General features: G+C 66.1%; 16 protein-coding genes. 10 read left to right on the top strand and 6 right to left on the bottom strand.

Going from position 1 to position 22,564, the window contains the following annotated elements; genetic code table 11:
- Positions 1–369: 369 nt before the first annotated feature.
- On the bottom strand, positions 370–1,971 hold the full coding sequence (locus tag AC5Y30_RS24125; RefSeq protein ID WP_499921610.1) for an alkaline phosphatase family protein: 1,602 nt from the start codon (positions 1,969–1,971) through the stop codon (positions 370–372).
- Positions 1,972–2,384: 413 nt separating this feature from the next.
- On the opposite strand from AC5Y30_RS24125, the gene AC5Y30_RS24120 reads away from it, so the two are divergent.
- Positions 2,385–3,092, top strand: a complete 708-nt coding sequence (locus AC5Y30_RS24120) for a GAF and ANTAR domain-containing protein (RefSeq protein WP_499921609.1) — start codon at positions 2,385–2,387, stop codon at positions 3,090–3,092.
- Here the strand turns inward: AC5Y30_RS24120 and AC5Y30_RS24115 are convergent.
- Together AC5Y30_RS24115 and AC5Y30_RS24110 are read right to left on the bottom strand one after the other, a co-directional pair.
- The gene (locus AC5Y30_RS24115) at positions 3,089–4,492 is read right to left on the bottom strand and encodes a hypothetical protein (protein ID WP_499921608.1); all 1,404 of its coding nucleotides are present in this window, start codon (positions 4,490–4,492) and stop codon (positions 3,089–3,091) included. The two genes, AC5Y30_RS24120 and AC5Y30_RS24115, sit on opposite strands and share 4 nt — an antisense overlap.
- Positions 4,493–4,538: 46 nt before the next feature.
- Positions 4,539–4,883 carry a hypothetical protein gene (locus tag AC5Y30_RS24110; protein ID WP_499921748.1) on the bottom strand — a complete coding sequence of 115 codons (345 nt, stop codon included), beginning with the start codon at positions 4,881–4,883 and terminating at the stop codon, positions 4,539–4,541.
- Here AC5Y30_RS24110 and AC5Y30_RS24105 point away from each other — a divergent pair.
- The 4 genes from AC5Y30_RS24105 (at position 4,797) to AC5Y30_RS24090 (ending at position 9,556) form a co-directional block, all read left to right on the top strand.
- Positions 4,797–6,059, top strand: a complete 1,263-nt coding sequence (locus AC5Y30_RS24105) for a glycosyltransferase (protein WP_499921736.1) — start codon at positions 4,797–4,799, stop codon at positions 6,057–6,059. The genes AC5Y30_RS24110 and AC5Y30_RS24105 overlap by 87 nt on opposite strands.
- Before the next feature lie 84 nt (positions 6,060–6,143).
- Positions 6,144–7,538: a nucleotide sugar dehydrogenase gene (locus AC5Y30_RS24100; protein ID WP_499921607.1), complete on the top strand. Its 1,395-nt coding sequence runs from the start codon at positions 6,144–6,146 to the stop codon at positions 7,536–7,538.
- Between the two features lie 31 nt (positions 7,539–7,569).
- Positions 7,570–8,601 carry an NAD-dependent epimerase/dehydratase family protein gene (locus AC5Y30_RS24095; RefSeq protein ID WP_499921606.1) on the top strand — a complete coding sequence of 344 codons (1,032 nt, stop codon included), beginning with the start codon at positions 7,570–7,572 and terminating at the stop codon, positions 8,599–8,601.
- Positions 8,585–9,556 carry a class I SAM-dependent methyltransferase gene (locus AC5Y30_RS24090; protein WP_499921734.1) on the top strand — a complete coding sequence of 324 codons (972 nt, stop codon included), beginning with the start codon at positions 8,585–8,587 and terminating at the stop codon, positions 9,554–9,556. The genes AC5Y30_RS24095 and AC5Y30_RS24090 overlap by 17 nt, the downstream gene beginning before the upstream one ends.
- A gap of 5 nt (positions 9,557–9,561) precedes the next feature.
- Here the strand turns inward: AC5Y30_RS24090 and AC5Y30_RS24085 are convergent, their stop codons facing one another.
- The 3 genes from AC5Y30_RS24085 to AC5Y30_RS24075 all read right to left on the bottom strand — a co-directional run bounded on the left by AC5Y30_RS24085 (position 9,562) and on the right by AC5Y30_RS24075 (position 12,652).
- Positions 9,562–10,347, bottom strand: coding sequence for a GAP family protein (locus tag AC5Y30_RS24085; protein WP_499921605.1), 786 nt, complete (start codon positions 10,345–10,347; stop codon positions 9,562–9,564).
- Positions 10,348–10,447: 100 nt separating this feature from the next.
- Positions 10,448–11,716 (bottom strand): glycosyltransferase, encoded by a 1,269-nt coding sequence (locus tag AC5Y30_RS24080; RefSeq protein WP_499921604.1) that lies wholly within the window; start codon positions 11,714–11,716, stop codon positions 10,448–10,450.
- Between the two features lie 144 nt (positions 11,717–11,860).
- Positions 11,861–12,652 carry a GAP family protein gene (locus AC5Y30_RS24075; protein ID WP_499921603.1) on the bottom strand — a complete coding sequence of 264 codons (792 nt, stop codon included), beginning with the start codon at positions 12,650–12,652 and terminating at the stop codon, positions 11,861–11,863.
- A gap of 62 nt (positions 12,653–12,714) precedes the next feature.
- On the opposite strand from AC5Y30_RS24075, the gene AC5Y30_RS24070 reads away from it, so the two are divergent.
- The 5 genes from AC5Y30_RS24070 to AC5Y30_RS24050 all read left to right on the top strand — a co-directional run.
- Positions 12,715–14,148, top strand: a complete 1,434-nt coding sequence (locus AC5Y30_RS24070; protein WP_499921602.1) for a wax ester/triacylglycerol synthase domain-containing protein — start codon at positions 12,715–12,717, stop codon at positions 14,146–14,148.
- A gap of 121 nt (positions 14,149–14,269) precedes the next feature.
- Positions 14,270–15,184 (top strand): sulfotransferase family protein, encoded by a 915-nt coding sequence (locus tag AC5Y30_RS24065; RefSeq protein ID WP_499921601.1) that lies wholly within the window; start codon positions 14,270–14,272, stop codon positions 15,182–15,184.
- A 49-nt stretch (positions 15,185–15,233) separates the two neighbouring features.
- Entirely contained in the window at positions 15,234–16,502 is a 1,269-nt protein-coding gene (locus AC5Y30_RS24060) for a glycosyltransferase (RefSeq protein ID WP_499921600.1), read from the top strand.
- Positions 16,503–16,678: 176 nt separating this feature from the next.
- Entirely contained in the window at positions 16,679–16,909 is a 231-nt protein-coding gene (locus tag AC5Y30_RS24055) for an MbtH family protein (RefSeq protein WP_499921599.1), read from the top strand.
- Positions 16,906–22,564 (top strand): amino acid adenylation domain-containing protein (locus tag AC5Y30_RS24050; protein ID WP_499921598.1); only part of this gene is annotated, 5,659 nt, incomplete at its 3' end. The genes AC5Y30_RS24055 and AC5Y30_RS24050, both read left to right, overlap by 4 nt.

Here is a 22,564-nt window from a genome sequence, read left to right as displayed (position 1 = left end):
TTGGGGCCAGCAGCGCCAACGTCACAAAAACGGCTTGCTGTAGATGTGACACGTCAGTTCTCCAATCTTCGGCTTGCGCCCGGCAGGCCGACGCAACCGCCCCGGTAACGCGGCGACATGCACAGAGCGTATGAGAGGACTCCGTCGACTCGACCCAACGACGCGCCAAATTCCGGCCGCGAATAGTCACTTTTTGATAACCGTTGAGCGATGTCGGCATAGTCGGATGCCCGGTGAGCGCGGCGGCTCACTCGTTCATTGGCAAAATGCGCAGGCAAACGGTGCAAGAATGACACCCAACCGATTGCTCGGCGCTGAATCCAGATGCGCATTAGGACTCATCCGCCGCATCGGGTGGCAACCTCCGCTTCAGCCCGCTTGCCAATATTCGTTCATCGGCTGGGCGAATTTGTCATTGTTTGTGAGCCTGGGAAGTTGCAGTGAGTCTTCGATCGTGCGGAGCAAGCTGTAATGGTTGTTGTAGTTGGTGGCAACGATGTGACCTTGGCGCATACCGGAATTCGGTGATGGGATGACGATCATGGGGACGTGGTTGCCTTCGTTGCCGATGCCCAGTGACAGGTTGTTGTAGTCCTCGTCCCACGTGATGAAGATGGCGCTGCGCTGCGTTTGGAATGCGGGTGAGTTCAGGATCGTGGGCAGCGTGGCCGCGAGGAACTGGTCGCCGGCCTTGATGTTGTATTGGTGGGTCGTCAGCAGGCTCAGGATGAACTCGAGGTTGACGGGGCCTTCCATGTTGTGGTCTTCGTCGGCCGCCCACCACACGTAGTTCGGGGTGGTGGCCGGCGAAGCGAGATCCGTGGCCATCCGCTCCAGCGGCAGCACGTGCGCCTGGCAGCGAGCGTCATTGGCGACGATGTCGTGGAAGGCGAGGAACGGTAGTTCACCGGGGCTGTAGGGACCCGCGGACTGCTTGAAGCATGGCTGCGGCATGGATTGCTCGTAGGAGGCCCAACCCCCGTGCGCCGCTTCGATGTTGTCGACCAGGTTGGGTTTGTCGAAGCAGTCCAGCTCGCAGTTGTAGTTGAAGCTGAAATCGGAGCCGCCGAGGATCGGGTAGTAGTTCGGAAGGCTCGGATGCGTTTGCGCGTAGTAATTTTTGCCGTACCCGTAGTTGTTGATGAGGCCGTTGGTGTATGGCGCATTACGGCTGCCGACGATGTCTTTCACGCCATGGTTTTCGAGATAGATCATGAATACGTGGTCGAGGGGGCCGACTTTCGACGCCGGCGGTGTCGGCGGCGGCGGGACAGGCAACGGGGCGCCGACGGTCAACGAGATGTTGTCGGCGTAGGCGTTGTTGTAGTTGCCGATCACCGGGTTTCTGTCTTTGAGGGTGACCACCACGTTCGCGCCGCGGGCTCCCCGGGGAATCATCCCGGTCGTCTCGCGTTGCAGGAGCGCGGTTTTCAAGCGGCGGTCCAGCACAGTGACCGGCCCGATCTTGCCGGCGCCCAGCGGCGTTTGGTGGTCGGCGGCAGTGAAAGTGACGGTGACCGACGCTTCGGACGGGTCTTCAAGGAAGCCGCCGAGCCATCCGCTCAGCATGTATGGCACTGTGCCGGTGTCGATTTGCGGCGCCGCACCGGACAGATCGACGAATTGGGTGAGCGTCGACGTCGCCACATTCCCACCGCCGAAGAATTGCGCCGCGCCGTCGGGCGGCCCATTCTGGGGCCGCGGAAATCCCAGGGCCGCTGGCAGAGTCGGGCCGGGCGACCCCAGTGGCCACGGCAGCCGGCGCATGGTGCCGTACTTGATGACGGTCGGTGTGCCGGTCACGGTCCACCCCGGGATGGACACCGAGCTGTACGCCGACAACGACGGGTCACCGAACTCGGCACCCGGATTCATCAACAAATTCGGGCTCATCACCACGGCGGCGGACACTTTCGGCGCGGTGAACGCCGACAGCACCAGCACGGCAGCCCCGGCGACGGCACCAGCCACACGACCAAGCCGACAGAACATCAGGTACCACCTCTGCGGTTAGGGCGCCGCGAATTGCTCCGTCGATCGTGAGCTATGTCACGTCGAACTCCTATGTTGTTGCGCGAATCGATATCCAGCAGTTGCCATTCGGTGACCGAGTCGGAGAAGCGATTCACCGTGCAATCGTGTATGGACGGTCTTGACTTCGCGTGGAAAACAGGCGGTACGAAGGCCCCGGCCCTCCCGACCTCTGATTGGCGGCGGATCTTCGCCGCGCGGCTCGGCAACGGGTGGCTCGCGCCCGTCGAATCGACGCGGCGGATGCGCTGCTGGGATCAACGCGGTAACCTGACCGGTTATATACATGTCTAACAATTCCGCTGAACCCCCGGCGTGCCGTTGAATTTGGCCGGGTCGAATCGGGTAAGTAAATGAGTATGCCTTTGGGCCACGAAAACCTGGCCGAAGCGTTCGCGGACCTCGCCGCTGAACTGCAGTTCGATCGGGGATCTCCGGACACGCTGCAATCGATCGTCCATTCCGCGGCGCGGATCGTTCCTGGGGCGCGGTGGGCGGGCATCTCGCTGGTCGACGGCGAGACCGTCATGCCGAAAGTCCCAACCAGCCCCGCTGTGGCGGAGCTTGACGAGATGCAGTCCGAGCTCAATGACGGGCCGTGCTTGACGTCGTTACGAGGCCACCGCACCGTGCTGGTTGATGACATGCGCACCGATCCGCGCTGGCCCAGATATGTCCATGCGGCACGGCAACAGGGCTTTCTCAGCCTGTTGTCGTTCCGGCTCTTCGTCGAGGGCAACACCCTTGGCGCGCTCAACATCTACAGCGACAAGAGCTGCGCCTTCACGTCGGACTCGATCGTCCAGGGCAAGGTGCTGGCCCAGCACGCCGCGGTGGCCATGTTCGGGGCCGCAGCGGAAGCACAGTTCGCGGCCGGATTGGCTACCCGCGACGTCATCGGCGAGGCCGAAGGCATACTCATGCACTGGTTGGACTTGACCAGGCTGCAGGCGTTCAGGCTACTGACCCGTCTCTCGCAAAAGTCCGACACGAAACTGGTCGAGATCGCCCGCTTGGTCGTCGAGCACCATCGATCCAAGGTGAAGGCTGCGAGTTCCTAGTCGATCTCGCCGGTCAGATCGAACTCGGCAAGGGTGCGCCGAGCCAGCTCACGCACAGCTTGCTTGGTGTTCTCGGCACCGGGTTGGTAGGCGTTGATGGTGAGATAGATCTTCGAGCCGCCGCTGCGCCAAGACTGGAGGGTCATTTGACCGCGGGTCTGCTCGAGCCACTGTCGCGTCACGTGCTGCCCGGTCGCCCGGGTCATGACAAGTTCGCCGTAGGTGCCGTCGAGGCGGCACACCAACGGGTCGAAGTCGCCGAGGTTGGAGCAGAGCATCGGCGCGTCGGGGTCGGTGAATCCCGCGTCGACCATCCGTTTCAGCGCCTGCTTCGGGGTGAACGGGATCAGCGAGCGTAACTTCAGCGCCTCGTCCGGAGTCTCCCGCAGCGTGGCCAGCGCCCGCGTGATCCCGGCACGAAGGTCACTCAAGTCCGTCGTTACCCGTGTCGGATCGACGCGGACGATCGCAATCGACATTGCGTTTGCACGCATGTCACCCTCAGTGCGGTCGTTCATCGGCAGATGCAAGGTGACCACACCGTCACCGTCACGCCGACGCCCCGCGTGCTCAGCGAACTTCGCGGCGAACGCCGCGACCAGCGTCTTACCCGTTCCGCCGAGTTCCTTTGCGCGGGCGTCCCATTCGGCCGCGTCGATCTGGATCCATGCGGCCGGCACGACGATAGGGTCATCGCCCTCACACGCGCGGAGCGGGACGGCTCGCGGGGCCGGCGACCGTGCGAGCTCGCGCCGCGCACGACGGGCCACCTTCATCGCCACGACGAGAGCCCGGGCCACGTCTGGGGCGTCGCGCGCGGTCTCGCGGGCGTCCTGCACCGCCGCGCGCGCACGAGTACGTGATCCCGGGAGTGGATAGTCAAGGGCGGCACGGTTGCCCAGGGCGGCATCGACAACTGCAAGGGCGAGCCCGAGGCCGTCGAGCAGGTAGTGGGAAAGGACCAAGCTGACCGCGGTCGAGCCGTCGGTAAGAGGAAGCACGCCAAGATGCCAGCCGCTGCCCTGTTCTGCATCGATCGGCAGTTGTGAGCGTTCGTCGGCCCAGTCGCTGAGTTCGGTTCGTGGGCGCGCGTAGTCTGCGACATCGATGTCCGACGGTCCACGCTCCAAGACCCAGCGCGGCCGGCCGAACGGCAGTGGCGAGCGCTCGATGCGGCGTCCCACCAGCCCGTGGCTGAGATTGCGGTGAAAACTTCGCAGTTCGGCGAAGTCGATAGCGTGCTCATAAATCCATACGCATTGGATGACGAGGTTCAGACCGGCGGCGCGGTGGCCGGCAAACAAGCCTTGATCCACCAGCGCGAGCCGGTTGTCCGCCCTCGCATCACCGCGTGATGCGAGGGCCTCAACGAATGCGCGCGCCCGGCCAGGCCAATTCATCAGATGAGGGTAGCCGAGCCAGCCTGTCGGCCGGCGCGGTGCGGGATCAAGCGGTTTGCGCCTTTGCGCAGAGGGCCGTTTTCGCCTCGGTCGACTGGTTGGCAACGGCATCGGCCGGCTCGAATAGCGCGGTGCGACAGGGCTTTTCGAGCGCGTTGCCGACTCGCGCGAGCGGCGATGGTGCGTCGGCGCCGGTGCGCCGCAGCCTTTCGGCGCCCGCCCAGCCGGCCGGCCGGCCGGATAACCAGGCATCATGACTGATGCCCCTCCGCCGCACGATCACCGAAAGGCCGAAACCTCCGCGATGAAATTTGTGTTGGCCGTTTATGGAACGCGCGGCGATGCCGAGCCCGGTGTAGCTGTCGGTCGTGAGCTGTTGCGCCGAGGGCACGACGTGCGTATGGCCGTCGCGCCCGACCTGGTTGGCTTCGTTGAGTCGGCGGGCCTTACGGCGACCGCCTACGGGCCGGATGCGCGGGCCTGGCAGGACGTCCACCGCGACCTTTTGACGCGGTTGTTCCGCGCGCCCTGGAAGGTCCGCGAGCTCAAAGGCGCAATCCGCGAAGATCGGGAGCTGTTCAACCAGCTCTGGGAGGAGATCAACAAGACGCTGATGTCGCTGGGGGACGGGGCAGACGTGCTGGTCGCCAGCGCCATTGGTGAGCAGTCCGCGGCCAACATCGCTGAGTACTACGACGTTTCGTTGGCGATGCTGCACACCTTCCCGATACGGGCCAACGGCCAGCTCCTTCCGGGCCTGCCGACGCCGGTGGGCCGTTCCGCGATGCTCCTGTCCGAGCGGCTGAGTTGGCCCATGATGAAGAGGCGTGATGACGTGCAGCGTCGCGAACTCGGGCTACCGAAGGAAACGGGCCTGTGGTCGGGACGGATCGCCGAACGCGGAGCGCTGGAAATCCAGGCATACGACGACGTGTGCTTTCCCGGGCTGGCGGCCGAATGGGCGAAGTGGGAGGGGCAACGCCCCTTCGTCGGTGCGCTGACGATCGAATTGCCCACCGAAGCCGATGCGGAGGTCGCGTCATGGATCGCCGCGGGAACACCGCCGATCTTCTTCGGGTTCGGCAGCACGCTGGTCAAGTCTCCCGCCGAAACGGTGGCCATGATCGGCGCGGCTTGCGCGGAGATCGGCGAGCGGGCGTTGATCTGTTCCGCAGAGACCGACTTCAGCGACGTTCCGCATCTCGAGCACGTCAAGACCGTGGGTGCGGTGAACTACGCGGCCGCCTTTCCCGCCTGCCGCGCGGTCGTGCACCATGGCGGCACCGGCACCACGGCGGCGGGTCTGCGCGCCGGAGTTCCGACGTTGGTCCTTCCGACCTTCGGCGATCAGACGCTTTGGGGAAATCAGGTCAAAAGGCTGAAAGTCGGTTCTGCTCGGCGGTTTTCGAGCACCACCCGCGAATCGCTGGTTGCCGACCTGCGCCGCGTCCTGGCCCCGGAATGCGTCGCCCGGGCTCGTGAGATCTCGGCCCGGATGACCAAATCCGGCGAAAGCATTGCCGCCGCCGCGGACCTTTTGGAAGGTCTCGCCGCGCGCCGACCGTGAGCTGAGCATCGGCCCCGGATGCGCGATGCCTGGGCGGGCATGGCACCCTATTGCACGTCTGTGCAGTGAGCGGAATGACGCTAGATGGGCGGGTCAATGCCGGCATGCGTATTCGGGCGTACCGACGCCGAGGTCGACTTCCTGGTGCGTGGCCAACAGTCGGGGATCGCGGTGGTCGGCTTCGGCTACATCGGCACCGTGATCGGTGCCGTGCTGGCGGACCGAGGCTGGCCGGTGACCGGGATCGACGTGAGGCAGAGCGTCGTCGACGAGATCAACCTGGGCAAGACCACCGTGCCCGAGCCGGGGCTCAGCGAGCTCGTGTCTGACAACGTACGGATCGGCCGGCTTCGCGCGACGACCGATTTCGGCGCCGTCGCGGACAACGATTTCGTGATCGTGAACGTCGGTACGCCGCTCGGTCCGGGCTACGAGCCCATCGTCGACGACATCAAGGCGGCCGCCCGGGCGGTGGGGGAGCACCTGCAGCCGGGCCACATCGTGATCCTCAAGAGCACGGTGCCGCCCGACACCACCGAAACCCTTGTGCTGCCGATCCTGGAACAGGCCTCGGGCCTACGCGCCGGCGTCGACTTCGGGTTGGCGTTCTGCCCCGAGCGGCTCGCCGAAGGCCAAGCGATCCACGAGCTCACGTCGATTCCCGTCGTGGTCGGCGCCGTCGACGAGCGCAGCGCCCGCGCTTGCGCGACGCTGTGGCGACATGCACTCGGAGTCGACTCTGTCGTCGTCGACAACCCCCGCACCGCCGAGATGGTCAAGCTGGCCGACAACCTCTGGGTGGACCTCAACGTCGCGCTTGCGAACGAGCTGGCCAAGGTATGCGACAGACTCGGCATGGACGCCCTGCAAGTCATCGACGCGGCCAACACGATGCCCAAGGGCGGCGGCGACGTGAACATCTTGCGGCCGAGCATGGGCGTCGGCGGTTACTGCCTGACGAAGGATCCGTGGTTCGTCAACCATCTGGGCGAGTCCGTGGGGTTGGAGCTGGCGATTCCGCGGACGTCGAGGACTGTCAACGACACAATGCCCGCATACACCTTTGGGCTGCTCGAGCAGCTGCTCGCCGATCAGGGCAAGCCGCTCGAGACGAGCAGGATCGCGGTGCTGGGTATCGCGTTCAAGAACAACACCGGCGACTGCCGGCTCACACCCACCAAGTCCGTCGTCGACTTGCTCGAGGAGTCCGGCTGCGGGCTCTCCATCCATGACCCGTGGGTGACGGACGCGGAGGCCCGCACGGTGACAAAGATCCCCCTGACCGCAGACATCGAGACCGCGGTCGAGGATGCGGACGCGTTGGTGGTCCTCGCGGGCCACCGACAGTTCCACCAGATGCCCCTGGTCCGGCTCGCGGACCTGGCGGGGCCCCGGTGCGTGTTCCTCGACGGGCGGAATAGCTTCGACCCGGCAGCGGTGCGCACGGCTGGCTTCGTCTACAAGGGCATCGGCCGGTAGGCGTGCCCAAACCCGAACTGAGAGGGCGTTCATGTCCAATGTCGTGGTGACGGGCGGCTACGGCTTCATCGGATCGCACCTGGTCGCCGCGTTGCTGGGCCGCGGGGACTCGGTCACGGTGTTCGACCTTCAAAAGGACACGCGCGACTGCGATCTCGACTTCGAGCGGCACCCCAACTTCCGGTTCGTGCAGGGCGACGTGACCGATATGGACGCGCTCGAGAAGGCGCTCACCCCCGACGTCGACAGGGTCTTCCACCTGGCCGCGATCGTCGGCGTCGAAAACTATCTCAAAGACCCGCTGCGGGTTCTCGATGTCAACGTGACCGGCACTCGCAACGTCCTCGAACTGAGCCATCGGCACCAGGCGCATGTGGTGTTCGCCAGCACATCCGAGGTGTTCGGGAAGAACCCGAACCCGCCGTTCGCCGAGGACGACGATCGCGTCCTCGGCTCCACAAGAACCGCGCGGTGGAGCTACAGCACCAGCAAGGCCATGGCCGAACATCTCGTCTTCGCGATGCATGCGTCCCGCGCGTTGCCGGTGACGGTGGTTCGCTACTTCAACGTCTATGGCCCGCGGCAACCTCCGATTTTCGTGATTTCGCAGAGCATTCACCGGATCCTCAATGGCCGCAGGCCGTTGCTCTACGACTCCGGTGACCAGACGCGGTGCTTCACCTATGTCGACGACGCGGTCGCCGGAACCTTGCTCGCGGCCGAGAGCGGCGCGGCGATCGGTGCGGCCTTCAACATCGGCAGTATGACCGAGACGACGGTGCGCGACGCCGTCGCTCTGGCGATCAAGATCGCGGATGTCGCCTCGGTGACGGATGCCGAAACTGTCGACACTGCAGCGCGTTACGGGGATCGCTACGAGGACATCCCGCGCCGAATCCCCGATTCGACCAAGGCGCAGCGGGAGTTGAGTTGGCGCCTCCAGATAGACCTCGAGGAGGGGATTCGTCGCACCATCGATTGGGCACGGGCGAATCCCTGGTATCTCAAGGGATTTGCCGCGCATCAATCTGTTGCTGGAGGTTCAACTGAACGAGATCAGTAAAGAGTGCCGCCTATGCGGATCGACTGGCCCACATCGGCCTCTTGTGGTTCGCGAAATGATGTTCGGGACCCGCGAGCGGTTCGACTACTACCTTTGCGCCGCATGTGAGACGTTACAAATCGTGCGCGTGCTCGAGGGTGATGAGCTGATGCGCCACTATCCCCGGAATTATCACTCGTACAACGAGCCCCGGCTTCTCCGATGGCTCATCACCCAGCAGGACCGCTACAAGTTGCGCGCCGGCGGCCGGCTCGTCGGCCGTCTGCTGACCCGGCGCCTGCCCGACGGTATCCTTCGCCTTCTGCTCGGTGGAGACGTGCTCGGCATGCTCGCTGCGCTTCCGCTTGACGGTGACGCGCGGATTCTGGACGTGGGCTGCGGTAGCGGTTTGCTGCTCGACCGATTGGCCAGGGTCGGATTCAGCGACTTGTGCGGCGTGGATCCGTTCATCGCGGGCGATGGCCGGACGCCGCGAGGAGTGCCGCTGCTCAAGCGCGATTTCAGCGAGGTGACAGGCGAATTCGATCTCATCATGTTCAATCATTCGCTCGAGCATGTTCCGGACCCGGTCGCCATGCTCAAGGTCGCGCGCGAGAAGCTCGCCGCCGGAGGCATGTGCCTGGCTCGCGTTCCGACGACCTCGTCGGACGCGTGGGCCAGTTATGCGGCCGACTGGGTGCAGATCGATGCCCCTCGGCATTTCGTCATACCGTCGTGTCAGTCAATGGCATTGGCAGCCGAGAGGGCCGGGCTGCGGGTGGAACAGACGATCGATGATTCGAATCTGGGTCAGTTTCTGGGGAGCGAAGCCTATCGAAGAGACGTCGGGGTGACCGACCCGCAGATCCTTCGGATGTTCGGGCCAAGGCAAATGTGGAAGTGGGCAAAGCGCGCGGATCGGCTCAACAGCCAGGGCCGCGGCGACCAGAAGGGTTTTGTCCTGCGGGCCAAGTGATCCCGTCAGATGGCCCCCGCGCCCCTTGCCACCAGCGAGAGCGCAACCACCGCAAAGATCGCCGCCAAAACCTGCGCACGGTGGGCCAACGCCCATTCATGCAGCGGTTGCAGCGCCGCTTTGGTTTTCTGCGGCGTGAGCAGATAGCTCAACAGGGTGATCTCGAAAACCGCAAGCATTCCGACGACGAATGCGATGGCGGCGATCACCTGCGTGCCGATCGGGGCTCCTGACGCCACGATGGTGGTGTCTACGAGCAGGACCAACAGCGGGCCCGGCAGGATGGACATGCCGACCGCCAACGCCACCCACAATGACCCGTTCTCCCACGCATCGTTGGCACGGCCGACCAGCCGACGTATGGCAGATCCGCGTTCGTTCGCCGCATCGGTTTCGCCGCCCCGCGGCAGCGAAACCGCGGCCGGTGTTGAGTCGAGCACCACGGTCGAGGAGTTGGCGACCGGTGCCGGCGCGCTTCGCCTCGCGCGTGAGCGCACCACGATCAGCGCTGCGATCGCCAGCCCGAGTACACCCAGGCCGAGTTGGATGTGCCGGGCCATGGAATTCGGGCCCGCGGTGGCCAATTCATGTGCAGTAGATCTGAACGCCGGCATGACGTGCAGCGCCACCAGCGGGACCAACAGGGCGGGAACGTTTGTGATCAGGCAACCGATCCAGCAGGCGAGCAGGCTTTGCACCGGCCGCGGCCGCGAAATCAGGAGAAGGATGAGGCCGAGAAGCACGGGATTGAGCGCCCACAGAAGCGCCATCCCGAGCACGGAACCCCACACCGGCCGAGACACTACCCTGTCGACTCCCGGCCGCGGGGGTCGCGGTCCCGGTCCGCACGGCGGGCCGGCGTCGACGGCCTTCCTACACGGGGCCCGCTGGTCAGCCGGCGTGTCTCAAGCCAGCGAAGTTCTCCAGGAGATCGGCGGTGTTGGCAACGCTTTCGGTGGGTTTCGTTGTCCGGGTGGCCACGTCGCGTGCCCGCGCGGCATAGTCGTCGTCGAGGATCGTGCGCAGGTCCGCAACCAGCGATTCCTGGCTGGCGGCTGAAAAGCGGCGCCCGAAGCCAACTTTCAGCCGCTTCACCTGTGCCGCCCAAAGTGCTTGATCGGGCGCCGTCCACAGGATCAACATGGGGACTCCGGCACGCAGTCCCGCGGCTATGGTGCCCATGCCGCCGTGGTGCACGACCGCGCGGCAAGTGGGAAACACGGCCGCGTAGTTCACCGCGTCCACGACCTTGACGTGGTCGAATTGCGGGAGATCGCCGAAGTCACTCCAGCCGGAGCAGACCACCGCTCGCTCGCCCAACTGGGCGCACGCCGCGCCGATCATGGCGAGCGTGTCGGCCGGAGATTTGACCGGGGTGCTGCCGAAGCCGAAAAAAATGGGTGGCGTTCCCGCGGCAATCCATGACGCGACCTCCTCATCGGCGTCCGTGGGCATTTCGATCGTCAGCGCGCCGGCGAAGGGGCGTTGGGAGATCGATGCCGCCCATTCGGCCGCCAGCCCGGGGAAACAGACTTCTTCGTAGGCCTGAATTTCCAGCGATCCGCGCTCGGTGATCCGTCGCGGAGCGGAGCGCGTCGCCTTCGGCAGGCCCAGCTCCCGGCGCTGCACGTCGTCGAACTTCTTCATCCCGCGCCAACCCACCCACTCGTACGCCCTTACCGCGGAGCGGCACCATGCCGGCGACAGGAACGGCAGGACCTGGCCGTTGACCCGTACCGGGGCGAGATGCAGTGTGGCCAACGGAATGTCGTAATACTCAGCGACATTGGCGGCGGGCTGCTCGAAATTCAGAAAGGTGATCAGCAGGTCGGCGCCGTCCGCCAGCGACCGCAGCGTAGCGTTGATCTCCGCCCAGTAGTTGGTGACGGATTCCCCGATCTCGCGCCACGACCGGATCAGATCCCGCACCTTCCAGAAGTTCTGGAATGAGCGTGTCCATAGGTCGCGGTGCGCGCCCCACCACTCGCGCGTATCCGGTCCGTAGGCGACGGCCGTGAGTCCAGCGGCCTCGGCGAAGCCGACCAGATCGGGCGGCACTGCCATGCGCACGTCGTGCCCGCGGCGCAGCAGTTCGCGGCCGACAGCGACGCACGGCTCCACATCGCCACGCGTCCCGTAGCTCGCCAGCACACATTTCATCGCGCACCCCGCGGCATCGGAATCTCCCTCTAAGCTGCAGCGAACTGCGCTATATGTCTGGCTTTAGGCCGTTTACGGCTAATCGCGATGTGACTATAACGGAGTGGTGACCCCGGGCCGCCGCGAATTGTCAACTGACCCGCCTCATCTGCCGCCGATGCCGCCGACGATCAGCGACATCCCGCCCAACGCGATCATCGTCACCAAAATTTTGCGGCGGTGCGCCAATGCCCAGTCGTGTAGCCGTTGCAGGAGTGTCTCCGTTTTGGCCGGCATGGCCAAGTAACTGACGAGGGTGACCTCGGCGATCGCGAGCACCCCGATGACGAACGCGATGGCGGCGCCGACCTGCGTGCCGAGCGCGGCTCCCGAGGCCACGATGATGGCGAACAGCAGCAGACCGACATCGGGTTCCACGCCGCCGAATGCCAAGCCGATCACGAACGCGACCCACAAGGATCCGTTTTCCCAGGCGTGGTGGACGCGGCCGAGCAGCCGCCGCAATGCCGGCTTGTCCTCGGTGGCCGCATCCCGGGCGCGGTCCAGCACCCGCGACATCATGGGTGGTGTGTTGCGGTCCAGCAGCCGGGTCGAGGTGTCGCCGCCTACCGGCTGGTGTTCGGGCTGACGCCGGCGGGTCACCGAGCGCACGATGATCAGCGCGGCGACGCATAGCGCAAGCACTCCCATCCCGATCCGGACCTCCCGGACGATGGTGCCCGTCGCCAGATCGTCGGCAAGCGATTTGAACGTCGGCGTGACGTGCAGCAGTGTCAGCGGAACCACCACGGCCGGAATGCACCCGCCCAGGCAGCCGACGCCGTAGGCGAGCAGGTTGTGAATGGGCCGCGGCCGGGAGATCACCAGAAGCATGATGGTGAGGCGCACTGGGTTCAGTGCCGTCACAAGTGCCAGCGCCAGCACCGAGCCCCACATGGCCGGACACACTACCTTGGCCGTTTGCTCCTGCGAGGATTCCCGCGAGAGCGCCCCCCGGCATGACGATCAACAATGTTGCGCTGCAACGGGTTACGCTCAATTCCGGGACCAGCGGTCAGGAAGACGCCGGCCGGAAGTACGGTACGACGATGGACAACGTGCTCGATCCGTTCGACCAGCTCACGTTCGACGCGGAGCGAGCGACGGGAGTCGCGTCGATTCCGCATCCGTTCTGGGTGTACAGCCACCCGGTCGACATCGACGGTTTGCGGAGGTTTCATCATCATCTCCAGCGGGGACGGCTGGCCCGCCGCATCGAACCGTCACGATTGCGGTTCGGACGCCACCGGTGGGTATCAGCCGGGCGTCCGTCCGAGATCGAGATCGCCGCGACGCCTCGCCCACGTGCGGAACTCGACGCCTGGCTCGACGAGCAGGCCGCCAAACCGATCGATGCCCGAACCGGGCCCGAATGGCGCCTTGCTGTGCTGCCCTTCAGCGACGGCGGCGCGGCGGTGAGCTTGGCCGTCTCGCATTGCCTCGTCGACGGGGTCGGGTTGTTGGAGGCGATGGCGGATGCGGCCGATGGCCGCGATCACCCGAGCAGCTGGCCCGGCGCCGGGTCGCGCCGGCGGTGGCAGGCCGTGCGCGAAGATGCCGGTCAAACCGTGCGTGACATCCCCGCTCTCGGCCGCGGCGCCGCGGCGGCGGCACGGCTGACCCGGCGTGCCCTGCGCCAGGGCGCCGCAGCCGCGCCGTCCACCACGCCACTTCGGCTCCCCGCGGGCTACGACGAACCGCTCACGCCCCCAACCGCAACGGTCTTCATCGATGCCGGCGAATGGGAGACCCGTGCCCGCACGCTGGGCGGGACCAGCAACGTGCTGCTGCTGGGACTGGCGGCGCACCTGGCAAAGCGAATGGGACGGGTCACCGCGGACGGGTCGGTCCTGGTGAAGATGCCGGTCAATGAGCGCGCCGGCGGGGACACGCGCGCCAACGCGGTCAGCCATCTCACCGTCACGGTCGATGCCGCACCCGCGACCACTGACCTGTGCGAGATTCGGACCGCGGTCAAGGGAGCGCTGACGAGCCATCAGGAGTCGCGCGACGACGAGCGGGCGGTGCTGGCGTTCGTTCCCCTGTTGGGCCTGTTGCCCAAGCGTCTTGTCCGGCTCGTCGACAACGCCGTCGTCTCGTCCAACCTCGGGGTGATCAGCCCGGCCGTCGTGCGGCCGGACGGTACCGACGCCGACCTCTTCGCCGCGAGGCTTTCCTACCGGGGCGTGACCAAGGAGTTGATGCACCGTCTGGGCGGAGCCCTGTACGTGCTGTCGGGCACCGCGCAGGGCCTGGTCTTCATCTCGGTCACCGTCCATCACCCGGGCTATGCCAATTCGAATGAAGCTTTGCGCCAAGACCTTTCGACCGCCTTGACTGACTTCTCGCTCACCGGGACGTATCTCGGGGCGCCCCCGGTCGCACACCGCTGACGACGACCACCAGCGTCGGTGCGGGGCCTTCGCTGTCGCGAGCGCTTTTACACACACGTACTATTACCCCGTTTGACCGGGTTCGGTGCGGTGCGGCAGCCGAGGGATCGAGGAGAGGCCAATGACAACCGTCTTGTTCGTGCTCGGGATGGCCCGATCCGGCACCTCCGCGATGACGCGCGTTCTATCCCTGTCTGGTGCCGCACTTCCGCCCGGCATGATCGGCGCCGCCAAAGCCAATCCGCGCGGCTTCTGGGAACCACGCCAGGCCAGTTACCTCAACGAGAAAATCCTGCGCCGCCACGACAGCGCCGCCACCGACCCCACCCTGCGCCTCCACGAAGAAGCCGCCGACGGACGCGACATCGCCGAGATCAACTCCTATCTCGCGAAGCTGCCGCCGTCGGACCTCTACGTCATCAAGGATTTGCAGATGGCCCCGATCGCCCCGCTGTGGTTCGAGGCCGCACGTATAGCCGGCTACCAGGTCGGCACCGTGATCGCGCTACGCCATCCCCACGAAGTCATCAAATCCGTCACCGCGATGATGCCGATCGTCAAACCCGAACTCGCCGCCGCGCTGTGGCTGAAAAACAGCCTGCTCGCCGAGCGCTACACCCGAGGCCGGCCGCGCGTGTTCGTGGAGTATTCCTACCTTCTCGAGGATTGGCGCCGGGAGGTCAAACGCATCTCCACGACCCTCGATGTCGATCTCAACCCCGACGAGCCCGCCATCAACGAATTCCTCGCCGCCGACGATCGTCACCAGCGGGCCGACGGTTCCCCATGCCCGGAACCATTCGGCACCGAGTGGCTGACCACGACCTACCGCAATCTGCGCCGGGCCGCTGGCGGCGACACGTGGAGCCACCAGGAGCTGGACCAGGTCTTCTCCGACTACCGGGCCGGCGAACAGCGCCTGCGCACCGCGTTCGACAACTATCGGCGCGTAGTCAGGGCGCAGCGCTTCGTTCCGCGCAAACTCATCTTCGAACTCGCCGCACTCGCCCACCGGCGCAAAGGCACCTGGGCCTAGACAGGCCGCTTCGATTAGCCGCACCGGAAGTGAAAGGCCAAGACCAGCAATGAAATTCGCGCTTGCAACCTTCGGGAGCCGCGGCGATGTCGAGCCGTGCGTCGCGATCGGGCGTGAGCTGCTGCGCCGCGGGCACGACGTGCGCATCGCCGTCCCACCCGATTTGGTCGGCTTCGCCGAGTCGGTTGGGCTTGCGGCGGTCGCCTTCGGGCCGGAGGTGCAGCCCATCCTGGACGCGCACCGCACCTTTTGGACGGATTTCTTCCGCAACTTCTGGAGAGTCCGGCACCTGGTCAGGCTGCGGCACGAGATAGCGGACCCCGTCATTCATCGCTGGGATCAGATCTGCGCCTCGCTGAAGTCGCTGGCCGACGGTGCCGATCTCCTGGTCAGCGGGCTGAATTTCGAGCAGGCCGCAGCCAATGTCGCCGAGTACCACGACATTCCACTGGCCACGGTGCACATCTTTCCCGTTCGCGCCAGCGGGCAGTTCCTGTCCGTTCTGCCGGCGCCGGTGGGACGTAGAGCGATGCGCGTGTACGAGTCGGTCGCCTGGCGCGCGGCGAAAAAGCTCGAGGACGCCCAGCGCGCCGCACTGGGCCTTCCGAAAGCGACTGGCCCGCTGCCGCGGCGGATCGCCGAGCGCGGCTGGGTGGACATCCAGGCCTTCGACGAGGTCTGCTTTCCCGGGCTGGCAGCCGAATGGGCGGAATGGGACGGCCACCGGAGTTTTGCCGGTGCGCTGACGCTGGACTTGCCGACGTCGGCCGATGACGACGTCGCGTCGTGGATCGCCGCGGGAACACCGCCGATTTTCTTCAGCTTCGGCAGCACCCCGGTCAAGTCTCCGGCCGACACGATCGCCATGATCGGCGCGGCCTGCGCGCAGTTGGGCGAGCGTGCGCTGGTGTGCGCCGCCGGGACCGACTTCGGCGACGCCGGCCGTTTCGAGCATGTCAAGGTCGTCAATGCGTTGAATTACGCGACGATCTTTCCGGCCTGTCGCGCCGTCGTGCATCACGGCGGCACGGGCACCACGGCCTCGGGGCTGCGCGCCGGAGTTCCCACGCTGATCCTCTCGACGGACATCGATCAGACGATTTGGGGCGCGCGGGTCAAACGCCTGAACGTCGGCACCGCCCGGCGCTTTTCGAGCGCCACCGAGCAATCGCTTGTCGAGGACCTGCGCCAGATCCTCGCCCCGGATGTCGTCGCGCGGGCCCGCGAGCTGGCCGCCCGAATGACCACCTCGGCCGAAAGCGCTGCGGCGGCAGCTGATTTGGTGGAAAAGTACGCCCGGCCGGTCAGCGATGGCTAAGACGGACTGGTCGTCCGAGGCGAGGCTTGGGCCGCGCGGGCCAGGGTTTCCGGTGTGATCGACATCACACGATGACCCCCGGTCACCCCCCTTGTTGACCCGCTATTGGACTCAAGTAGGGTAGTCATCTTGTTCCACTCATGTCGACTAGATGTTCGGGAGATCTGGGAGAAGTGGTGAGTCTCAATCCGCTTGACGATGACGATGGCAGGTTTCGGGTCTTGGTCGATGGCGAGGAGCAACACGGCCTGTGGCCGACCTTCGCCGATGTGCCGGCCGGTTGGGGGACGGCTCACGGCAAATCGGACCGGATCGCTCGCGTCGGCCGCATCGAACTCAACTGGACTGATATACGGCCGACGAATCTGCGCGAGCGGCTGTTAGCAACGCGGTCTTCTAACAGGTGACCCGGCCGGAGTCGGGGACTTCGGGGGAACTAAGCAGTCGGGTATTTCCGCTCACGCGGGGACAACGCGACATCTGGCTGGCCGAGGAAACGGGTCGGTTCGGCGCCAAGTGGCAACTGGGCGTGCTGGTGCGAATCGCGGGTCCGGTCGACGCCCGTCTGTTCGAGTCGGCGGTTCGCCAAGTGGTGCGCGAGGCCGAATCGTTCAGGGTTTCCGTTTTCCAGGTGGATGGCCACGTTTTCCAGAGGGTCGTCGATTATCCGGACGTCGAGCTCGCTCGCTACGACCTGGTGGGATCGCAGGATCCCGCACAGGACGCGTATCGGTTGGCGGCTTCAATCCAGGGCACGTTGATGCCGTTCAGCGGCCCGCTGTTCAAGTTCGCGTTGTTGCAGACCCGGTCAGACGAATTCTATTTCTTTGCGTGCTGCCATCACATCGTGGCGGATGGGCTGGGCCTGGGCCTTTTCTGCCATCGTATTGCGGCTGTTTACAACGCAATTGCCTCGGGACAACAGATTCCTCCCGCATTCTTCGGCACGCTGCGCGATCTGATCGACGCCGAACTCGAGTACGAGGCGTCGGCCGAATATCTCGACGATCAGGCGTATTGGACTGAAAACCTGCCGCCGGAAACCGAAGTGCGCTATCGGTCAACGCATGCCGGAGACGGGACTGATTCGGATGGGTGTTCGGCACCCGTTGAACTGGATCCCGTCGTCGTATCCGGGATTCGTGAGTTCTCCCAGAAGTTGGGGGTTCGCCGCTCGGCGGTGATCACGGCGGCGTGTGCGTTGCTCGTGCGCGGATATGACGCGGAAAGCACAGACGTCGTGCTCGACCTTCCGGTAAACCGGCGGGTGCGTCCGGAAACACGACTGGTGCCCGGGATGGTTTCCGGGGTGGTCCCGCTGGTGTTCAGGGCTCCGCCGGACGCGACGGTCGCCAGCTTCTGCGAACACGTCGGCACCCGAATGGGAGAGGCGTTGCGGCATCAGCGATTCCCGGTGCATGCGATGGAGCTGGCCGCCCGTTCCCGCGACTCCGGGCGGACGCCGAACCGGGTGATCGTCAATTTCATCCCGCCCACCTATATGTCCGATCTCGCCGGCTCCCCGGCATCGGCGACGCTGACCAATTCCGGCCTCGTGGATCAGTTCGGGCTGCTGTTTACCAGGGACGGCGATCAGCTTTTCCTGAGCACCGCGGGCGCTGGGCATCTGTTTACGAATTCCGATGTCGACGATTTGGCGCGGCGGCTGGAACGCGTGCTGGCGGCGATGATCGCCGACCCTGGGCGGTCGTTGTCGTCAATAGGCGTCCTGACCGGCGGTGAGCACGCCGAGTTGGATGCCTTCGGCAACCGGGCGGTGCTGACCAACCCGACGAGCGCACCGGCGTCGATTCCGCAGTTATTCGCCGCGCAGGTGGCGCGTACCCCCGACGCGGTGGCGCTGACATGCGGGGAGCGTTCGTGGACGTACCGCGAATTCGACGAGACCGCGAACCGGTTGGCCCACCTGCTGCGCGCTCAGGGCGCGCAACCGGGTGAGTATGTCGCGCTGTTGTTTTCGCGATCGGCCGAGGCGATCGTCGGTCTCGCGGCGGTGCTCAAGACCGGGGCGGCGTATCTGCCGGTCGACCCCGCGCTTCCGGCGGCCCGCATCGAGTTCATGCTCGCCGACGCCGCGCCGGTTGCGGCGATCGCGGCACCCGGGCTGCGAGCCCGCCTAGACGGGTACGCGCTGCCGGTCATCGATGTCGACGACCCCGCCGTTGCGAGCCAACCCAGCAGCGCGTTACCCGGACCGGCCCCCGACGACATCGCCCACCTCATCTACACCTCGGGCACGACCGGCGTCCCCAAGGGCGTGGCGGTCACTCACCGCAGCGTGACCCAGCTGGTCGCAACGCTGGATGCCGGATCGCCCCGCGAAGGCGTCTGGTCGCAGTGGCATTCGCTGGCCTTCGACGTCTCGGTGTGGGAGATCTGGGGCGCGCTGTTGCGCGGCGGGCGGTTGGTGGTGGTGCCCGAAGAGGTGGCCGGGTCCCCGGATGACTTGCGCGCGTTACTGGTCGCCGAACATGTCAGCGTCCTGTGCCAGACCCCCTCCGCGGTCGCGGCATTGTCGCCCGACGGGCTGGAGTCGACGGCGTTGATCGTGGCCGGTGAGGCCTGCCCGGCCGATGTGGTGGACCGCTGGGCGCCCGGCCGGGTGATGATCAACGCCTACGGCCCGACCGAGACCACGGTGTACGCGGCGACGAGTGCGCCGCTGCGGGCGGGACTGGGTGCGCCCATCGGCTCGCCGGTGCCCGGGGCGGCCCTGATGGTGCTCGACGGGTGGCTGCGGCCGGTGCCGGCGGGCGTGGTCGGCGAGCTGTATGTGGCGGGCGAGGGCGTGGCTTGCGGGTACCTGCGCCGGGCCGGGCTGACGGCGGCGCGGTTTGTGGCATGCCCATTCGGCCCGGCGGGGACGCGGATGTACCGCACCGGGGACCTGGTGTGTTGGGGCGCCGACGGACAGCTGCAGTATCTGGGGCGCGCCGACGAGCAGGTCAAGGTCCGCGGGTACCGCATCGAACTCGGCGAAGTCCAGGCGGCGTTGGCCGGCCATCCGCGGGTGGCGCAGGCGGCGGTGATCGCCCGTGCGGACGGCGCGGGTGGCGAGCAATTGGTGGGCTATGTGGTGCCGGATCAGCAGATGATGCTGGTCCGCGAGCCAGAGCGCGAAAAGCAGCTCGTCCAGCAGTGGTCCGGCGTGTACGAGGGTCTGTATTCGTCCGGCGCGCCGGCGGAGTTGGGCGACGATTTCGGGGGCTGGGTCAGCAGCTATACCGGCGCGCCGATTCCGCTGGAGCAGATGCGCGACTGGCGCGCGGCCGCGGTGGACCGGATCCGCGGGTTGCATCCCCACCGGGTGTTGGAGATCGGGGTGGGTTCGGGGCTGTTGCTGGCCCAGCTGGCCCCGGAATGTGACGAGTATTGGGGTACGGACTTCTCCGCGCCGAGCATCCGGAGTTTGCAAGCGGCGGTGGCTTCGCAGTCGTGGGCTGATCGCGTGCGGTTGCGGGTGCAGCCCGCCGATGTGGCAGAGGGGTTGCCGCAGGGGCACTTCGACGTAGTCGTGCTCAACTCGGTGGTGCAGTACTTCCCGAGCGCGGGCTATCTGATGGATGTGCTGGCGCTGGCGATGCGCCTGCTGGCACCGGGCGGCGCGGTGTTCATCGGCGACGTGCGCAACCTGTCGCTGTTGCGGGCGTTTACCACCGGGGTGGTGTGCGCCGACACGACCGTTGGTGAGGACACCGCGGCGATGGTGCGTGAGCGGGTGCGCCGCGAGATGCTGGCCGACCAGGAACTGTTGCTGGCGCCCGAATTCTTCGCCGGGTTGCCGCAGTATGTGCCCGAGATCGGTGCGGTGGATGTGCGGCTCAAGCAGATGCGGGCGGCCAACGAGCTGAGCGGCTACCGCTATGAGGTGGTGTTGCGCAAGGCGCCGGTGGCGGCGCACTCGCTGGCGGATCTGGCGTCGCAGCAGTGGGAGCGGTTCGGCAGCGTGTCGGTGCTGGGGGAGTTTCTGCGCTCCCAGCAGTTGCCGGGGTTGCGGGTGAGCGGGGTGCCGCACGCGGGAATCTGGTCCGATGTGGCCCTGGCCGCGGCGTTGGCCGGCGCCGACGAGCGCGTGGCGGTCAGCGCGGTGCGCGCCGGGCTATCCACTCCGGATACGTTGTCGCCGCACCAATGTCATCTGCTGGGCCGGCAACTGGGATACGCGACGGCGGTGACTTGGTCGCCGATAGCGGGGTTGATGGATGTGATCTTCACCCGCGCCACCGACGCGGTCTGGTCGGATGTGTACCTGCCGGCTACCCCGGTGGGTTCGTTGAGTGGGCATGTCAACGATCCCGCCGCGATTGAACGGGCCGCGGAGCTGCGTGGCTATGTGGCCGGCCGGTTGCCGGAGTTCATGGTCCCGGCGGCGATCATGGTGGTCGAATCGCTGCCGTTGACGGCCAACGGGAAGCTGGACAGGCGGGCGTTGCCGGCCCCGGAGTTCGTCACTGCGGTCGCCTACCGGGCACCGCGTGATGGCCGAGAGCTGGTGCTGGCCGGCCTGTTCAGCGAGGTGCTCGGGGTGACGCAGGTCGGCATCGACGAGTCGTTTTTCGACCTGGGTGGGCATTCCCTGTCGGCGGCACGGCTGGTGGCGCGCGTGCGCGCCGAACGTGGTGTCGACGTCCCGATCCGGGCGGTGTTCGACGCACCGACCGTGGCCGGGTTGGCCGAATGGATCAGCGCGCATGCCGGAAAACACGCCGGTGCGGCGTTGACCGCGCGGCAGCGGCCTGCGCTGGTGCCGTTGTCGTTTGCTCAGCGCCGGTTGTGGTTCATCGATCAACTCGAGGGGCCGTCGCCCGTTTACAACATGGCGATGGCGTTGCGGCTGGAGGGGCGCCTCGATACCGAGGCGTTGGGCGTGGCGCTGGCCGACGTGGTGGGCCGCCATGAGAGCCTGCGCACTCTGCTTGCGGCGACTGATGGCGTGCCCCAACAGGTTGTGCTGCCCGCCGAGCGGGCGGACTTTGGTTGGCAGATCACCGATGCTGCCGGCTGGTCGGGCGAGGGGCTGGAAGAGGCCATTGCTGCGGCGGCGGGCCACAAGTTTGATCTGGCGAACGAAATTCCCTTGCGGGCAAGGCTTTTCCGCCTCGGCGAGGAAGAACACGTCTTGGTGGCCGTGGTGCACCATTCCGCCGCCGACGGGTGGTCGTTAAGCGTGCTGGCCGCAGACATCGGTGTGGCGTACGGCGCCCGATCGGTTGGGCAGAAACCGGGCTGGACCGATTTGCCCGTGCAGTACGTCGATTACACGTTGTGGCAGCGCGAGCAGCTGGGCGACCTCGACGACAGCGACAGCCGGATCGCCGCCGAGTTGGCTTACTGGGAGCAACATCTGGCCGGGATGCCCGAGCGCCTGCAATTGCCCGCCGATCGGCCCTACCCGCCGGTCGCCGACTACCGCGGCGCCACCGTGGAGGTGGACTGGCCGGCCGAACTCCAGGTGCGGATAGCTCGGCTGGCCCGCGAGCACAAAGCCAGCAGTTTCATGGTGGTGCAGGCCGCCCTCGCGGTGCTGCTGTCCAAGCTCGGCGCCGGCAGTGATGTGCCCATCGGGTTCCCCGTCGCAGGGCGCCGCGATCCCGCGCTGGATGGGCTGGTCGGGTTCTTCGTCAACACACTGGTGCTGCGGGTGGAGCTCGCCGGAGATCCCACCGTCGCCGACGTGCTGGCCCAGGTGCAACACCGCAGCCTTGCCGCCTACGAGCACCAAGACGTGCCCTTCGAGGCGTTGGTGGATCGGCTCAACCCCAGCCGGAGCCTGACCCATCACCCGCTTGTGCAAGTGCTGCTGGCGTGGCAGAACTTCGCCGGAAAGGATGGTTACCCCGCCGCCGGGTTGGCTCTGGGCGATCTTCGGGTCACTCCGATGCCGGTGGACACGCACACGGCCCGAATGGACCTCACGTTCACCCTGTCCGAACGCTGGACCGAGGCCGATGAGCCCGACGGAATCGGCGGGACCGTGGAATTTCGCACTGATGTGTTTGATGCCGCCAGTGTCGAGGTGTTGGTGGGGCGGTTGCGGGGGG

The organism is Mycobacterium sp. NGS27 (assembly GCF_059813005.1).
Note: the sequence above shows the minus strand (reverse complement) of the source record. Positions and strands in the feature narration are given on the sequence as shown.

Excerpts from the sequence above, each read along its gene's own strand:
- AC5Y30_RS24120 (WP_499921609.1), top strand. The coding sequence starts at position 2,385 with ATGAGTATGCCTTTGGGCCACGAAAACCTGGCCGAAGCGTTCGCGGAC.
- AC5Y30_RS24115 (WP_499921608.1), bottom strand. The coding sequence starts at position 4,492 with ATGAATTGGCCTGGCCGGGCGCGCGCATTCGTTGAGGCCCTCGCATCA.
- AC5Y30_RS24105 (WP_499921736.1), top strand. The coding sequence starts at position 4,797 with ATGAAATTTGTGTTGGCCGTTTATGGAACGCGCGGCGATGCCGAGCCC.
- AC5Y30_RS24100 (WP_499921607.1), top strand. The coding sequence starts at position 6,144 with ATGGGCGGGTCAATGCCGGCATGCGTATTCGGGCGTACCGACGCCGAG.
- AC5Y30_RS24095 (WP_499921606.1), top strand. The coding sequence starts at position 7,570 with ATGTCCAATGTCGTGGTGACGGGCGGCTACGGCTTCATCGGATCGCAC.
- AC5Y30_RS24080 (WP_499921604.1), bottom strand. The coding sequence starts at position 11,716 with ATGAAATGTGTGCTGGCGAGCTACGGGACGCGTGGCGATGTGGAGCCG.
- AC5Y30_RS24075 (WP_499921603.1), bottom strand. The coding sequence starts at position 12,652 with ATGTGGGGCTCGGTGCTGGCGCTGGCACTTGTGACGGCACTGAACCCA.
- AC5Y30_RS24070 (WP_499921602.1), top strand. The coding sequence starts at position 12,715 with ATGACGATCAACAATGTTGCGCTGCAACGGGTTACGCTCAATTCCGGG.
- AC5Y30_RS24065 (WP_499921601.1), top strand. The coding sequence starts at position 14,270 with ATGACAACCGTCTTGTTCGTGCTCGGGATGGCCCGATCCGGCACCTCC.
- AC5Y30_RS24060 (WP_499921600.1), top strand. The coding sequence starts at position 15,234 with ATGAAATTCGCGCTTGCAACCTTCGGGAGCCGCGGCGATGTCGAGCCG.